The organism is Sulfitobacter marinus, from assembly GCF_900116285.1.
Taxonomy (GTDB): Bacteria; Pseudomonadota; Alphaproteobacteria; order Rhodobacterales; family Rhodobacteraceae; genus Sulfitobacter; species Sulfitobacter marinus.
Map to the genome: position 1 here is coordinate 15,256 of NZ_FPAJ01000003.1, position 14,406 is coordinate 29,661.

Genomic DNA, 14,406 nt, shown 5'->3' on the forward strand with positions numbered 1-14,406 from the left:
CGTCCCCCCAGCCGGTATTTCGGCCCCCTCAAAATAGCCAGAACAACAGCCTGCGCATACACCCCCGAAAGTATCGGGCGGATGTCATGCGTGTTTCATGGGGTTAAACGGGCGCAGCCCGGCGCAAGGAGATCGGCAAATCTGGGGTCAGCCACGGTGCCCTGCGTTCGGGTCAAAAGGGTGTCATAAGCGCGATCAATAAATGAGATAAACTCCGGATCGACGGTCTGATCAACGGGGGCTTGGGCAACCGCGTGCAGCATGAAAACGTCAAAAAAGCACAAGCCATCCGGGTTTGAGTTCACAAGCGCGCGCATGAAATCCCGCGATTCCCACGAAAGCCTGTGCAGATTAACGGGTGTCTCTTGCAGCTTGGTTTCAAATGCTGCCGATCTGTCAAACAGCATGATGTCCATCCCAAAGGTAAAAGACTGGAACAGCTCTTCGATCAGAATGGATTTATAAAACGCAGTTGCCAATGCATCCGGACGGGGGAACGCAGGTTGCTTGACCATGATATGTGTTCCCTGCCCGCGTTTGCCAAAAAAGGTTTGCGCCATGGCGGGCGACGTCGCGGTGTAATAGCTGCCTTTCGGCAGGCCCAACTCATGCACGCGGTTCATCCAGTCAAGGTCAGCCGTCAGCGCGCGATTGGGCGGCAGCCCTGAATACAGCCTTAGGATAACCGTCCGGCCAAACCCACATTGTTCAGCCGACCTGCCCGCATGGCGCATGGTCAACGGTTTGCCGAAGGTATGTTCGATCAGCGCGCGAAACGCGTTGAGGGTTCTAAGCGAGCTGGGATGGGGCAGATCGCCCACCACACATAGGCTGGAGCCCGCCAGATCGCGCCCGTTGATATGGACCGGCGCAGGAAATGCGCGGCCAGGCAGTGCCGTGCGCAGCTCGTACCCCCAGCCGCGGCGGGCAAGTTCGAGATACCGCGCCCGATTTGCGCTGGCTTCCGCAGCGATGCCCAAAACGAGCAGCAGGGAGATTATCAATCGGTGCATAATCATGTCCTGTAGGTTTGACCAAGCGTAGGTCACATGGCCGGTTGCGTCCATTATTATGAGGGGATGTTGATATTTCGTGATGCTGGGCGCTGCTTCGCAAACAAGGGGCTTTTATCGCGCCGCCTTTACCGCATGTTTCGGGTCGATTGCAGAACAACTGATTGTATTGCTGTCCCTAACAAAATCAGGAGAGCAGACATGACACCGATACGACACTTAACGCGCGCAGCTTATGGCATCCACATTGCGGACCAGATCGCGCTGGTGTCGGTGCCGCTGGTTGCGGCCCTGATCTTCGATGCATCGGCAGAGACGATCGGATTGCTTGTCGCATGTCAGTCGATGGCGCATCTTCTGGGGTCCATTCCGTTTGGGATTTTGGTCGATACCTATCAGCAAAGAACCTTGGCTATTGCCGCGACATTGCTGTCGCTTGCGGGGTTTGGCGGTGCCGCAACGGCTGTGGCTATTGGCAGTCTGTTCTGGTTCGGCCTTTTCGTTATTCTGGCGGGGTTTGGCATCGTTCTATTTACGCTCACGACGCTTTCCATCATCCCAAAAACCGTCGCCCCAAAGGACTTTGGGGCAGCCAACGCAGGTATAGAATTGCCCCGTGCACTGGCGTCCTTTGCCGTGCCGCTTTCTGTCGGAGTTGCGGTTTCATACCTCTCTGCGGGCTGGTTGTTCCCTCTTGCCGCTGTGGGGGCGACCGTTGCCTGCATCTTTGCTATGCAGCTCCCTCGGTTTGAGATCACGCCAACCACCGTGACAGAAACGGTCTTTGGCAGGGTTCTGGAAGGTGGAAAATACGTGGTCAGGCATGGCCTTTTGCGGGCCATCCTGCTTTGCGCGATTTTCTGGAATTTTGCATTTTCTGCGCTGCTGGTGACGATAGTGCCTTTGATCCGTGACGTCTATTTGATCGGGGCCGGAAGTTTCGGAATAGCGCTTGCCGCGTTTGGCGCGGGCGCAATCATGGGGTCGTGGATCAACCGTAGATACGGCGCGCGCATCCAGCCAAATATGGTGTTGCTGTTCGGGCCAGGCATTTCTCTGTTGGCTCCGGTAATCCTGTATATGGCACCAGCACAAGGGTCGCTTCCGCCAATCTGTGCCGCCTTCTTTATCATCGGATTTGGCCCGTCCATGTGGCTGATCGCGCAAAATTCGGTTCGGCAGATCGTGTCGCCGGGCCATATGCTTGGGCGAGTCAACGCCGTTATCCAAACAGCCATCTACGGTGTCCGTCCTCTGGCTGCGGTACTCGCAGGTGCATTTGTCGGCGCATCGTCACCGCAGGCGGGTCTGGTGCTGGTGTTCATGGCCTTCGCGCTGTCCTTTTTGGCGGCGGGTGTCAGTGGCCTGCGAGAGGTAAAAAGTTATGAAGACCTCAGAACGGCGGTCGAAGCCTAGATCGCCCGCCCGTTCAGTTCGGATCAGCCGCGTTGCAAAACAGGCGTTAAATCCCGGCCCCGCGACGTGGCTTGTCGTGCGAATGCTTTCGGGGCACAGTATCTGCAAGGACACAAAAACCAAAGGCGCAGTATGGCAACGATCTATTTTGTGTATGAAATACAATGACAACAGGTCTATCGGTTCAGCGGCTCAGCTTTAACTACGGCGCAAAACAAGCGCTGCAAGATGTGTCATTCTCCGTGGCACCGGGGCAGTTCTGCGCGCTGTTGGGCCCGAACGGGGCGGGCAAATCCACGCTGATATCGCTGCTGACGCGTCTGCTGGTGGCACCCGCCGGTGACATTGAAATCGCCGGGCATAATTTGCGCAACGCGCCGCGCAGCGCGATGGCTGAACTGGGCGTGGTTTTCCAGCAATCCACCCTCGATCTAAGCCTGACCGTGCGTCAAAACCTGTCGTATTTCGCTGCCCTGCACGGATTGCCACGGGGCGAAGTCCCCGGTCGCATTGATACCGCGCTAGAGCAATTGGGCATGCGCGAACGTATCGACGAAAAGGCGCGTGATCTAAATGGCGGGCACCGCAGGCGGACCGAACTGGCACGCGCCTTGCTGCACGATCCCAAGGTGCTTTTGCTGGACGAGCCCACCGTAGGTCTGGACGCTGCCGCACGTCAGTCGATCACCGATCATGTACATGATCTGGCTAACCAAGGCCTAAGCGTTTTGTGGACGACCCACTTAACCGACGAAGTCCGCGACACCGACGCGCTGTTGGTCCTGCACCAAGGGCAGATCATCGATGCGGGGCAAGCGGGCGCATTGCGCGGTGATACCCCTTTGCCCGATTGGTTTTTGGTCCGCACCGTGGCTCCGACATGAATATGATAGGCTATTGGGGCGTTACCCGCGCAATTGTCATCCGTGAATTCTTGCGGTTTGTGCATCAACGGGAACGGTTCGTCGCAGCGCTGGTGCGCCCGCTGGTCTGGTTGTTCATCTTTGCCGCGGGATTTCGCGCGGCCCTCGGCCTGTCGATCATTCCGCCCTACGATACTTACATCACCTACGAGACCTATATCGTGCCCGGCCTCTGCGCGATGGTGCTGCTTTTCAACAGCATGCAAAGCTCGCTTAGTCTGGTTTATGACCGCGAGATGGGATCCATGCGCCTGCTGCTGACCAGCCCCTATCCCAGATGGTGGCTGTTGTTTTGCAGGCTGTTCGGGTCCACCACCATATCGGTTTTGCAGGTCTATGCCTTCCTTGGCATTGCTGCGCTTTTTGGCATCACCATGCCGCCATGGGGCTATGTCGCGGTGCTGCTCGGCTTGATCCTTGGCGGGCTGATGCTGGGGGCGCTTGGGTTGGTTCTGTCCAGCTTTATTTCGCAGCTTGAAAACTTTGCGGGCGTCATGAATTTTGTCATCTTCCCGATGTTTTTCCTGTCTTCCGCGCTTTATCCGCTTTGGAAAATGGCCGAAAGCTCCCCGCTGCTGCGCGATATCTGCACGTTCAATCCCTTTACCCATGTGGTCGAACTGATCCGGTTTCTACTGTATCTGCAACTGAACCTACATGCCTTGGCTTGGGTGATTGTCAGTACTTTTGTGCTAAGCCTGATCGCCGTCTGGGGCTATGATCCCGCGCGCGGTCTGATCAAACGCAAGGGCTGATCCGGTGCAATCAGGTATCATGCTCAAACCCGCAATGTCCCTAAAGCTCCGCCTGGCGATTGGGGCTGCATTGCTGGGGCTAGCGACGATCCTGATAGCCTTGATGCTGTATCTGGGGCTGGGCGAGGTTGGGCGTAGACTGGATACGGCCCTTGCCTCGGAAACGCGGATGTCGCGCTATGCGGGGTTGTCGACGCAGGCGGCTACCTTTTTGGTGGTCGCAACCGAAGCCGTGCAAACCGGCCTGCCGCTGACCACCCGGACGGAGCGTATTACCCCGGTAGCCGACCAGATCAGCCGCACCTTTGTGCAACTGCATGACGATGTTGCCCAAGCGGTCGCCGCTGCCGAAACGCTCGGCCTTGATGAACAATCACGATATGGCACCCAGTCGCTTGGCTTGGCACGGATGCAGGCCTTGCTGGACAGGACGTTGAAAGGGTTGGAGACCGACACAACCGACGCATCGCATCTACGCGCCTATATCGACGGCTTTGCCTCGGGCTTTGATCCGCTGCTGGGCCAGGCCATCAACACCGAAGTCATGTTCCGCAATACCATTTTGGCCGGGATCGACGCGTTGCGGCAGCGGCTGGCGCTTTTTGCTGTGCTGATCGCGGCTGCTGCGGTTGTGTTGGTCGCGGCCTTTTACTTTGGCCTGATCCGACCCCAGTTCAGGCGGCTGGATCAACTGCGCGCCGCGGCCCAGCAAATTGGCGCGGGGGATTTTGCCGTCGCGCTTCCTGTAACGCGGCAGGATGAAATCGGGTTGCTGGCTGCCGAAACAAACCGGATGGCTGCCGCATTGCATGACCGCCAACAGCAGGTTGCCGCAGAAGGGGCGCGATTGAATGAAACCATTGCCGACCGCACCGAAGCGCTACGCGCTGCAAATGCCGCATTGGAAGAAATCGACAGCAATAGACGTCGGTTTTTTGCGGATGTCAGCCACGAATTGCGCACCCCGCTGACCGTCATGCTGATGGAGGCACAGATTGGCAAGAAAGGTCCCGATGATACCCACACCGCGTTTTCGACCATCGAAAATCAGGCGCGGCGGCTGAACCGGCGCATTGACGATCTGCTGCGGCTGGCGCGGTCGGATACCGGACAGCTGGCGTTGGAACCACAGCCCGTAAACCTGCCCGAACTGGTGGCCGAGGTGCAGACTGAAATACAGGCCGAAATCGATAACGCCGGCATGACGCTTGAGGTGGCGGAGATGCCCGATATTGCGCTGCGCACTGATCCGAACTGGATCCGCCAAGTGACCGTGAGCCTGATCCGGAACGCCATCCGCTATGCGCGCGATGGCGTCACCGTGCGGCTGGCACCGGAAATCACCCCAACGATGGCAGGGCTGTCCGTGACCGACAATGGCCCCGGCATTGACCCACAGGACCAGTCGCGCGTCTTTGACCGCTTTGTGCAAGGGTCTTCGAAAACCGGCAAACAGGGTTTCGGCGTTGGTCTGGCCCTTGCCCGCTGGGTGATCACAGAACAGGCGGGCGAAATCAGCCTGACCAGCCCGCTGCCCCGCTCCGATGCACTCGGCCCCGCAGCCGGTACTAAAATCTCGGTTCGCCTGCCGATCGCCAAGGATTAGAATATACCCATGCCCGGCCGTTTACTTATCATTGATGATGATCCCGAAATCACCTCTGCCCTCGCGCGGGGGCTGGCGCTGCATGGCTATGCCGCCGAGACGGAAAACCGTGCCGACCGCGCATTGGAACGGCTACAGACAGGTCGATATTCTAGCGCAATTGTCGATGTTATGCTGGGTGCAGACAGCGGCATCGATCTTGTGCGCACCATCCGTGCCAGCGGGGCCACCCTGCCCATCCTGATGCTATCGGCCCTATCTGACGTGGAACATCGCACCGCAGGGCTGGAAGCGGGGGCCGATGATTATGTCGTCAAACCGTTTGACTTTGAAGAATTGGTGGCGCGGTTGCGGGTACAGGAACACCGGGTCAGCACCGAACGCCCCGCCCCGTGCAAACTGTCACGCCAGACCCGTATTTTACATAACGGGGTGTCCGAGACCCCCCTGACAGAGCGCGAATTCGAGCTTTTGGAGCTGTTGATACAGCACGCTGGCACGACAATTTCGCGCGCATCTTTGTTTGACACGCTCTGGGCCAGCGATGGATCAGGCAACGAAAACGTCGTTGATGTCTACATCGGTTATTTGCGTAAAAAGCTCTCATCTGATGATTTTCCATTTGAAATCAAAACACTAAGAAATCAGGGCTTTATTCTTTCCGGTCAGGTTCCGATTTTCAACGACACCTGACACCCACCAAAGTCTAAGGTCCTCTTAGTAAATAAGAGTCGCCTGAACAGCATCTCTCTGTCAGCGTGGGGGTATATTTCAGTCAGGAGGAGGACACGATATGGCATGGACCAAACCAATCATCCGCGAAATTGAATGCGGTATGGAAATCAACATGTACGGACCAGATGGCGACGGCGAAGACGCTGGCGGCGTATTGTTCTAAGACAGACAGCGCGCGGTGGCAGCTATGACTTTCCGCGCACATATCCTTGGGGCAGCCGCGGGTGGCGGTCTGCCCCAATGGAATTGCGGTTGTGAAAACTGCAACCTTGCGCGGGACGGCGCAATCCCATCTCAAACCCAGTCTTCACTTGCCGTTTCGGCGGATGAAACCTCATGGGCTGTGCTGAATGCGTCTCCCGACATTCGGCAACAGTTTGCAGCCGCCCCGCCACTTCACCCCACAGGACTGCGACGCTTGCCGTTAAAGGCAGTTCTGGTGACAAATGGTGATATTGATCATGTGGCGGGCTTGCTTACCCTGCGCGAAATGCAGCCATTCACCCTGTTCGCTACAGCGGGCATTCATGATGTCTTGGCCCAAAATCCAATGTTTGATGCGCTGAACGGCAATGTGGTGACACGCCAGACCATCGCGCTTGATACCCCATTTGCATTACTGCCCGGCATGACCGCTAAGCTGTTTGCTGTGCCCGGCAAGGTGCCGTTGTACCTTGAGGGGGACGAGGTCCAGACCGATCTGATGGGGGATCAAACTGTTGGCGTCAAACTGGAAACCACCGACAAGACGGTATTCTATATCCCCGGCTGTGCATTGCTGAACGACGATTTGCGCGCGCGGCTATACGGGGCCGATCTGCTGTTTTTCGACGGGACGCTTTGGCAGGATGATGAAATGGTCCGCGCGGGGCTAAGCCAGAAAACCGGCAAGCGGATGGGCCACATGTCGATGGACGGGCCGGACGGGTCATTGGCGGCCTTTGAAGCGCTGGAAATCGCACAAAAAGTCTATGTTCATATGAACAACACCAACCCGGTTTTGCGCCCGGATTCGGCTGAAAAAACCACGGCAGAGGCCGCTGGTTGGACCATCGGGCAAGACGGAATGGAGATCACCTGACATGACCCAGACCCGCAGTGAATTTGAGGCCCGCCTGCGCCAGATCGGCGCCGAACGGTACCACGATCTGCACCCGTTTCACGACATGCTGCATGGCGGCGCGTGCAATGCTGATCAGGTCCGTGCATGGGTCATCAACCGATATTATTATCAACATTCGATCCCGATGAAGGATGCCGCGTTTATGTCCCGGGTCGAGGATCCCGCGCTGCGGCGGCAATGGCGGTCCCGTATCGAAGACCACGACGGCACCGACACCAACGAAGGCGGCATTCGCCGTTGGCTGCGTCTGGCCGAGGCTGTTGGCCTTGATCCCGACTATGTGGCGTCGTGCCGTGGCGTTCTGCCCGCGACCAGATTTGCCGTGGACGCCTATGTTCGGTTTGTGCGCGAGAAAACCCTGCTGGAAGCTGTCGCCGCATCCCTAACCGAACTTTTCGCCCCTAAAATCCATGCAAATCGGATCGAAGGGCTGCTGAAGAACTATGATTTTGCCGATGACAGTTCGCTGTCGTATTTCAAGAACCGCCTGAAAGAAGCCCCCAAAGACGTCGCCTTTGGCCTTGCTTGGGTGTTGGACAATGCGGACACCGCTGAGAAACAAGACGCCGCCGCCGCCGCGTTGATCTTTAAGACCGATGTTTTGTGGTCGCAGCTTGATGCGCTGTCGGCCGCCTATGTCACCCCCGCCCGCATTCCCCCGGGCGCGTGGCAGCCCGATCAGGGTCTGTTGCTGCAAAAGGCGTCCTGACCCGTGCAGGCTGCTGATATCCCCACCCTGCCCCGCGGCGTAAGGCTGCATCACGACAAGGTTCGTGATACTTGGGTGCTGCTGGCCCCGGAACGGGCGATCACACTAGATGCGGTGGGCCATGCTATTTTGAACGAGGTCGACGGTACCCGCAGCTTTGGCGAAATCACCGGCGCACTGGCCGAACGCTATAGCGCGCCTGTCGATGAAATCCGCAAGGACAGTTCCGGCTTTCTGGATGCATTGCGCAGCCGCCGATTTCTGGATGTCTCACAATGACTGCGCCCGCCCCCATCGCGATGCTGGCTGAGCTGACCTATCGCTGCCCGCTGGCATGTCCTTATTGTTCGAACCCCGTTCAAATGGCCGCCATAGACAGCGAGTTGGACACGGAAACCTGGTCACGTGTGTTCCGCGAGGCGGCAGACATGGGCGTGCTGCAATTGCATCTGTCCGGCGGCGAACCCGCATCCCGGCGCGATCTGACAGAACTTGTAACCGCCGCCCGCGAGGCCGGCCTGTATACCAACCTGATCACGTCGGGCATTGGCCTGACGGAAAAGCGTTTGATGCAGCTTGATGAGGCGGGGCTTGATCATGTGCAGCTGTCCCTACAAGGCAGCAGCCCTGAAATGGCGGATGACATCGGAGGATATCGCGGCGGTTTTGCCCGTAAAATGCAGGTGGCCGAATGGATTGGTAAAATCGGTTTCCCCCTGACCCTGAATGCGGTTTTGCACCGGCGCAACCTGCATCAGTTGCCCCGCGCGATCGAGATGGCCGAGGAAATGGGTGCCCGCCGGATTGAGGTCGCAACCGTGCAATTCCACGGTTGGGCGCTGAAAAACCGCGATGCCCTGATGCCGACACGCGAACAGGCCCAAGAAGCGACGCAAATCGTTATCGCTGCCCGCACCCGGCTCAAGGGGCGGCTGGTGATCGACTATGTGCCCGCGGATTATCACGAAAGCTATCCCAAACGCTGTATGGGTGGCTGGGGGACCACGGGTCTGAACGTTACGCCGAATGGATTGGTGCTGCCCTGCCATGCCGCGCAAACCATTCCGCAGCTGACATTTGACCGTGTCCAAGACAAACCGCTTGCCGATATTTGGCATAACGGTGCGGCTTTTAATACGTATCGGGGCACCGATTGGATGCAGGACCCGTGCATTGATTGCGACCGCAAGACCATCGATTTCGGAGGCTGCCGCTGTCAGGCGATGGCTGTGGTTGGCGACCCTTCGGCAACCGATCCGGTGTGCATCAAGTCGCCCCACCACAAGGACCTGCAAACCCAAGCGGATGTATTTTCGGGACGCGATGATGCCCCGCTTATCTACCGCGATGCACCCGCAAAAACCTCTGAGCCTGCTGAATAACGCCGTCTGTCCACCGAGTTATTACCGGCGCGTCGATTTAAGCCGACCACAGAACCCAATGACATCGGGTACCCCTTTGATGGTTCCTCGTGCAATAACCTCTGGCTGTGGTTGCGCTTCGTTTTGTGGGTCGCCCAAACGGAGTGCAAAACCTGCACCAAAAAAAGAGTACAGTTTTGATCAAACATTGTGATAGCAAGTGAAAATCGCGAGGAAATATGGAAACTTGATGCCTAAAAGAGACGAAATCCAATCCACAAAAGTATTCGATGCAGGATTACAAAAAGCGCTCCGCGGGATACTTGATTTCGTTTCACTGGTCGTCGTCGTTGCGCTTTTGCTCTCGCTGCTTCGGATCTCTCAGTTCGGGAATATGTTTCTCCCGATGGTAGTTGTCCTGTTTATCTTTAGCGTCTTTCCAATGCTATTTCTAAGGGCAGAAAAACATCTAAAAGCCAGAGGTTTACTAGCCGTAACAGGTATAAGCCTAGCCATGTTTTCAGCCGTCGCCAATCTGGGCCTTGCTGCTGCGGCATTATATGGTTTTCCCTGTATTTTAGCCGTGCTGGCGACATTCTATTCCCGGCGGTTCGCCTATTTTGCCTTGGCCGTTTTGGCCGCTCTTCTTATCGTGCTTGCCTATCTGTTTGTTTCAGGGGCCTTAGAGCATCCCAACCCTGCGGTTACCGAGTGGAACCAAAACCCACGAAATTGGATCGTGGCCATAGCCAGTATCTGTTTGGCCGGTGCTCTGATGATCATTCTCATTCGCAACATTAGTGAGTTTTGGGAAACGACTTCGGAGGAGGTCGAAGAGAACCACAGAAGATTTGAAACACTTGTCGAGTATGCGCCCAGCGGGATTATGACCCTTGATGTGGACAAAGGGTATCTGGTTTCTGTGAACGCCCAAACAGAACGCATGTTCGGGGTGGCGCGGGAAGAGCTGCTATACGGCCCTACGATGGCAGATTTTACCCCGGAATTTCAGCCATCTGGCGCACGCAGCGACGAGTTAGCAACGAAATATCTGCAAGAAGCGATTGGAGGCGGGCACCCCACATACGACTGGACCCATACGGATGTGAACAAGAAAGAGTTCAAGTGTGAAGTGTCCCTGCTGCGCGTGCCGCCCTATAACAAGACCCTGATCCGCGCGAACATTACCGACATCACCAAACGGTTGGCCGATCAAAAGCACCGCGAGGATCTGCAATCGCAACTGGCCGCCTCGCAAAGGCTTGAGACAATCGGACAGCTGACGGGTGGCGTCGCTCATGACTTCAACAACTTGCTGGCCGTGATTCTGGGTAATCTGGAACTGATGCAGGAAGAATGCACGGACGAGGAGCAACGGCAGATGATCCAGCCCTGCATCGACGCAACCCTGCGCGGGGCTGAGTTGACCCGGAATATGCTTAGCTATTCGCGCCGCGCCCCGTTGCATCCCAAAATCATGGACATGAACAAGCTGGTACGCGACACCAAAAATTGGGCCGGTCGCACGCTCCCTTCAAATGTCGAGATCGAGACATCCCTTCTTGCGAGATTGTGGAAGGTCAAAGCCGACTCCGTCGCTGCGGAAAGTGCGCTGTTGAATCTTATTCTGAACGCCCGTGATGCCATGCCGGATGGCGGCAAGCTCACAATTGAAACCTCAAATGTCAGGGTCGAAGCGGGTTATATTGATGGTCGGGATGAAAAATTAGAGGCCGGAAGATACGTCTTGGTTGCTGTGTCCGATACCGGGCATGGGATCGCCGACGACGACCTGGAGCATATTTTCACACCGTTTTTCAGTACAAAATCTGTCAGCCATGGGTCAGGCTTGGGCCTTCCGATGGTGATGGGCTTCATGGGGCAATCGGGCGGCACGGTCCAGGTTTACTCAGAGGTCGGCATTGGGACGACGTTCAAGCTGTATTTCCCAGCGGAAACATCCGCCCCGCCAGAGGCTGCGTTGGACGTCCCCCAGGATCAGAAGTCAAAGCCGCAAGGCAAACGGATTTTGCTGGCCGAGGACGAGGAAGAGGTACGCTTAGTTCTAACCGCCATGCTTCAGGCGTCTGGATATGCGGTTCAGCCTGCCGGGTCTGGCGATCTGGCCAAAGAAATCTTTGACGCGGACCCGGAATTTGACTTGCTGCTTACCGATATTGTCATGCCCGGGCGGCTTCAGGGCACGGGCCTTGCCAAAGAACTGCGTGAAATGAAAGATACACTCCCGGTTGTCTTTATGTCTGGCTACGCATCAGAGGCGACGGTGCACGGAAACGGCCTACGCCCCGAAGATGTCCGGCTGATGAAGCCGGTGATGCGCCGCGATTTGCTTGCCGCCATCAAGGGGGCGCTTGATGCAAGTGGCAACAAGGATGACGCTTGAAACCGAATAGTCTTTTGACGTGATTTCCCCTGCCTTTCGGCTTCCCTTTCACGTCGAAACCTGCTTTTCCACATAGCTATGGGACAATCATTATTGATCACAGGTGGGGCGCGATCAGGCAAATCTGCACTGGCAGAAAGCTACGCCTTGGAAACGACAGGCAAGGCGATCTATATCGCAACCGCCCAAGCACATGATGCCGAAATGGAAGCGCGTATCGCCGAACATCAAAAACGGCGTGGCCCTGAATGGACGACCGTTCAAGCGCCCTTTGATCTGGCTGACGCGCTGGTACAATCGGATGGCGGCGACCCGCGTATGGTTGACTGCCTGACATTGTGGCTTACCAATCTTATGCTATCGGACGCAGACTGGCGCGCGCAGACTGAAACCCTTGTACACACAATCGCGACCCAAACTGCCCCCGTGATCCTCGTCACGAACGAGGTCGGCGGCGGGATCGTACCTGAAAACAAACTGGCCCGCGATTTCCGTGATGCCGCTGGCTGGGTCAATCAAACTATTGCACGGACGTGCGGCTCTGTGGTGCTCTGTGTTGCGGGCTATCCAATGAAAGTGAAATCTAATGACCATCCTGTCTGATCTGACGTCCCTTGATGATATTGCCAAGCTGGTTCTTCCTGAAACCGATCAGGCCTCCGCAGCCGCCGCATCTGAGCGTCAAAACAGCCTGACCAAGCCGCCCGGGTCACTGGGCCGGCTTGAGGAACTGGCGATGTTTATGGCGGGATGGCAGCGCAGCGAAATGCCCGTGATCAAAAAGGCGCAGGCCTTGGTCTTTGCTGGCAACCACGGCATTTGCGCCCAAGGGGTCAACCCGTTTCCCCAAGAAGTAACCGTGCAGATGGTCGCGAATTTCAAAGCCGGGGGCGCTGCGATCAACCAGCTGTGCCGTGCCAATGGGGCCGATTTGTCGGTCGTCGCATTGGATCTGGATCAGCCCACGCAGGATTTCACCCAAGGCCCTGCCATGACCGAGGCTGAAACCATCAAAGCATTGCAAAGCGGCGCAGCGGCCGTTGACCCCGACGCATCGGTGTTGATCCTCGGCGAGATGGGAATTGGCAATTCGACAGTCGCCGCCGCCCTGGCCTGCGCCACATTCGGCGGGGGGGCAGCGCAATGGGTCGGTCGCGGAACAGGGTCAGACAGCGATGGTCAGGCGCTCAAGGCGCGGGTCGTCGAAACAGGCGTTACATTGCACAGCGCGGCGCGCGGCATGGCAATGCTGGCCGCATTGGGCGGGCGTGAACAGGCAGCCATTTGCGGGGCGGTCCTAGCTGCACGGGCGCATTCGATCCCGGTCATTCTGGATGGGTATATCTGCACCGCAGCGGTTGCCCCGCTTTACGATACCGCGCCTGCGCTGCTGGATCACTGCCTCGTTGGCCATGCCAGCGCCGAACCCGGTCACAAGCTGATGGTGGACGCGATGCAAAAGGCACCAATCCTGTCGATGAATATGGCGCTTGGCGAAGGTTCCGGTGCCGCCTTGGCGCTTGGCGTGTTACGCGCTGCGTTGGAGTGCCACAATGGTATGGCCACCTTTGCGCAGGCCGGGGTTTCCGGCGGATGACCGATTTCGCGGGGCGACTTGCCGAGATACGACTGGCAGTGATGATGCTTACGCGTCTGCCCGTCGGCGATCTGCAAGACCCCGCACCCTCACTAGCCGAGGCACGGTGGGCCTATCCGCTGGTGGGCCTGATCGTGGGTTTAATAGCATGGGCCATTCACGGCCTAAGCCTGTGGTTCGGGGCCAGCCCTACCCTTGCCGCGGTGCTGACGCTGGGGTCGATGATACTGACCACCGGTGCGATGCATCAGGACGGGTTAGCCGATTTTGCCGATGGCATCTGGGGCGGCCATGATAAGGCGCGACGGCTTGAAATAATGCGGGACAGCGCAATCGGCAGCTATGGCGTGCTGGCGCTTATCCTGTGCTGCGCGGTTTGGGTTTCTGCCCTGACGCAGCTTGGCGGACAGGCCGGTCTCTTCAGCTTTTTGGCCATCGGCATGCTCAGCCGGATTGCGATGACGGTTTGCTCGGTCACGTTGCCCTTGGCCAGAACGGACGGGCTGGGTGTGCTCTCCAGCGGCACCGATACAAAATGGATGCTTTGGGCGGGGTTGGCGTTTGTCGCCGTCCTTTTGCTTGGCTGGCAGGGGGTGATTGTGTTGATCATGATCGCCTTGGTTGCGACCCTCGTAGCCACTATTGCCCGCCGCCGCATCGGTGGGCAAACCGGTGACGTATTGGGAGCGGTGCAGTTCATATGTGAAACCAGCGCGTGGGCAACGCTTGCAATGCTTGCCAGTTGATCGTCTGCTTTATTAGCA

Annotated in this window: 15 protein-coding genes; 14 read left to right on the top strand and 1 reads right to left on the bottom strand. The window is 57.4% G+C overall.

Annotated elements, in window-relative coordinates; translation table 11 throughout:
* Positions 1-95: 95 nt before the first annotated feature.
* Complete coding sequence (locus tag BM347_RS08950) at positions 96-1,013, bottom strand: hypothetical protein (protein ID WP_093916586.1); 918 nt, start codon at positions 1,011-1,013, stop codon at positions 96-98.
* Positions 1,014-1,214: 201 nt separating this feature from the next.
* On the opposite strand from BM347_RS08950, the gene BM347_RS08955 reads away from it, so the two are divergent.
* The 14 genes from BM347_RS08955 (at position 1,215) to cobS (ending at position 14,388) form a co-directional block, all read left to right on the top strand.
* Complete coding sequence (locus BM347_RS08955; RefSeq protein ID WP_175498541.1) at positions 1,215-2,429, top strand: MFS transporter; 1,215 nt, start codon at positions 1,215-1,217, stop codon at positions 2,427-2,429.
* A 164-nt stretch (positions 2,430-2,593) separates the two neighbouring features.
* The gene (locus BM347_RS08960; RefSeq protein ID WP_093916142.1) at positions 2,594-3,313 is read left to right on the top strand and encodes an ABC transporter ATP-binding protein; all 720 of its coding nucleotides are present in this window, start codon (positions 2,594-2,596) and stop codon (positions 3,311-3,313) included.
* A gap of 2 nt (positions 3,314-3,315) precedes the next feature.
* Positions 3,316-4,107 carry an ABC transporter permease gene (locus BM347_RS08965; protein ID WP_093916587.1) on the top strand — a complete coding sequence of 264 codons (792 nt, stop codon included), beginning with the start codon at positions 3,316-3,318 and terminating at the stop codon, positions 4,105-4,107.
* Positions 4,108-4,126: 19 nt separating this feature from the next.
* Positions 4,127-5,713, top strand: coding sequence for a sensor histidine kinase (locus tag BM347_RS08970; protein ID WP_093916143.1), 1,587 nt, complete (start codon positions 4,127-4,129; stop codon positions 5,711-5,713).
* Positions 5,714-5,722: 9 nt separating this feature from the next.
* Complete coding sequence (locus BM347_RS08975) at positions 5,723-6,406, top strand: response regulator transcription factor (protein WP_093916144.1); 684 nt, start codon at positions 5,723-5,725, stop codon at positions 6,404-6,406.
* 100 nt (positions 6,407-6,506) lie between these two features.
* Positions 6,507-6,611: a pyrroloquinoline quinone precursor peptide PqqA gene (gene pqqA / locus BM347_RS08980; RefSeq protein ID WP_093916145.1), complete on the top strand. Its 105-nt coding sequence runs from the start codon at positions 6,507-6,509 to the stop codon at positions 6,609-6,611.
* A gap of 24 nt (positions 6,612-6,635) precedes the next feature.
* Positions 6,636-7,529, top strand: coding sequence for a pyrroloquinoline quinone biosynthesis protein PqqB (pqqB, locus tag BM347_RS08985; protein ID WP_093916146.1), 894 nt, complete (start codon positions 6,636-6,638; stop codon positions 7,527-7,529).
* Between the two features lies 1 nt (position 7,530).
* The gene (gene pqqC / locus BM347_RS08990) at positions 7,531-8,280 is read left to right on the top strand and encodes a pyrroloquinoline-quinone synthase PqqC (RefSeq protein ID WP_093916147.1); all 750 of its coding nucleotides are present in this window, start codon (positions 7,531-7,533) and stop codon (positions 8,278-8,280) included.
* Between the two features lie 3 nt (positions 8,281-8,283).
* A complete protein-coding gene (gene pqqD, locus BM347_RS08995) occupies positions 8,284-8,559 on the top strand; it encodes a pyrroloquinoline quinone biosynthesis peptide chaperone PqqD (protein WP_093916148.1) in 276 nt (91 codons plus the stop codon).
* Positions 8,556-9,662, top strand: coding sequence for a pyrroloquinoline quinone biosynthesis protein PqqE (gene pqqE, locus BM347_RS09000; RefSeq protein ID WP_093916149.1), 1,107 nt, complete (start codon positions 8,556-8,558; stop codon positions 9,660-9,662). The genes pqqD and pqqE overlap by 4 nt, the downstream gene beginning before the upstream one ends.
* Positions 9,663-10,155: 493 nt before the next feature.
* Positions 10,156-12,045 carry an ATP-binding protein gene (locus tag BM347_RS09005; RefSeq protein ID WP_175498542.1) on the top strand — a complete coding sequence of 630 codons (1,890 nt, stop codon included), beginning with the start codon at positions 10,156-10,158 and terminating at the stop codon, positions 12,043-12,045.
* Positions 12,046-12,123: 78 nt separating this feature from the next.
* Positions 12,124-12,648: a bifunctional adenosylcobinamide kinase/adenosylcobinamide-phosphate guanylyltransferase gene (cobU, locus tag BM347_RS09010; RefSeq protein ID WP_093916151.1), complete on the top strand. Its 525-nt coding sequence runs from the start codon at positions 12,124-12,126 to the stop codon at positions 12,646-12,648.
* Positions 12,632-13,642 carry a nicotinate-nucleotide--dimethylbenzimidazole phosphoribosyltransferase gene (gene cobT, locus BM347_RS09015; protein WP_093916152.1) on the top strand — a complete coding sequence of 337 codons (1,011 nt, stop codon included), beginning with the start codon at positions 12,632-12,634 and terminating at the stop codon, positions 13,640-13,642. Before cobU ends, cobT begins: the two co-directional genes overlap by 17 nt.
* A complete protein-coding gene (gene cobS / locus BM347_RS09020) occupies positions 13,639-14,388 on the top strand; it encodes an adenosylcobinamide-GDP ribazoletransferase (protein WP_093916153.1) in 750 nt (249 codons plus the stop codon). The genes cobT and cobS overlap by 4 nt, the downstream gene beginning before the upstream one ends.
* Positions 14,389-14,406 lie beyond the last annotated feature (18 nt).

Excerpts from the sequence above, each read along its gene's own strand:
- BM347_RS08950 (WP_093916586.1), bottom strand. The coding sequence starts at position 1,013 with ATGCACCGATTGATAATCTCCCTGCTGCTCGTTTTGGGCATCGCTGCG.
- BM347_RS08955 (WP_175498541.1), top strand. The coding sequence starts at position 1,215 with ATGACACCGATACGACACTTAACGCGCGCAGCTTATGGCATCCACATT.
- BM347_RS08960 (WP_093916142.1), top strand. The coding sequence starts at position 2,594 with ATGACAACAGGTCTATCGGTTCAGCGGCTCAGCTTTAACTACGGCGCA.
- BM347_RS08965 (WP_093916587.1), top strand. The coding sequence starts at position 3,316 with ATGATAGGCTATTGGGGCGTTACCCGCGCAATTGTCATCCGTGAATTC.
- BM347_RS08970 (WP_093916143.1), top strand. The coding sequence starts at position 4,127 with ATGCTCAAACCCGCAATGTCCCTAAAGCTCCGCCTGGCGATTGGGGCT.
- BM347_RS08975 (WP_093916144.1), top strand. The coding sequence starts at position 5,723 with ATGCCCGGCCGTTTACTTATCATTGATGATGATCCCGAAATCACCTCT.
- pqqA (WP_093916145.1), top strand. The coding sequence starts at position 6,507 with ATGGCATGGACCAAACCAATCATCCGCGAAATTGAATGCGGTATGGAA.
- pqqB (WP_093916146.1), top strand. The coding sequence starts at position 6,636 with ATGACTTTCCGCGCACATATCCTTGGGGCAGCCGCGGGTGGCGGTCTG.
- pqqC (WP_093916147.1), top strand. The coding sequence starts at position 7,531 with ATGACCCAGACCCGCAGTGAATTTGAGGCCCGCCTGCGCCAGATCGGC.
- pqqE (WP_093916149.1), top strand. The coding sequence starts at position 8,556 with ATGACTGCGCCCGCCCCCATCGCGATGCTGGCTGAGCTGACCTATCGC.
- BM347_RS09005 (WP_175498542.1), top strand. The coding sequence starts at position 10,156 with ATGTTTTCAGCCGTCGCCAATCTGGGCCTTGCTGCTGCGGCATTATAT.
- cobU (WP_093916151.1), top strand. The coding sequence starts at position 12,124 with ATGGGACAATCATTATTGATCACAGGTGGGGCGCGATCAGGCAAATCT.
- cobT (WP_093916152.1), top strand. The coding sequence starts at position 12,632 with ATGACCATCCTGTCTGATCTGACGTCCCTTGATGATATTGCCAAGCTG.
- cobS (WP_093916153.1), top strand. The coding sequence starts at position 13,639 with ATGACCGATTTCGCGGGGCGACTTGCCGAGATACGACTGGCAGTGATG.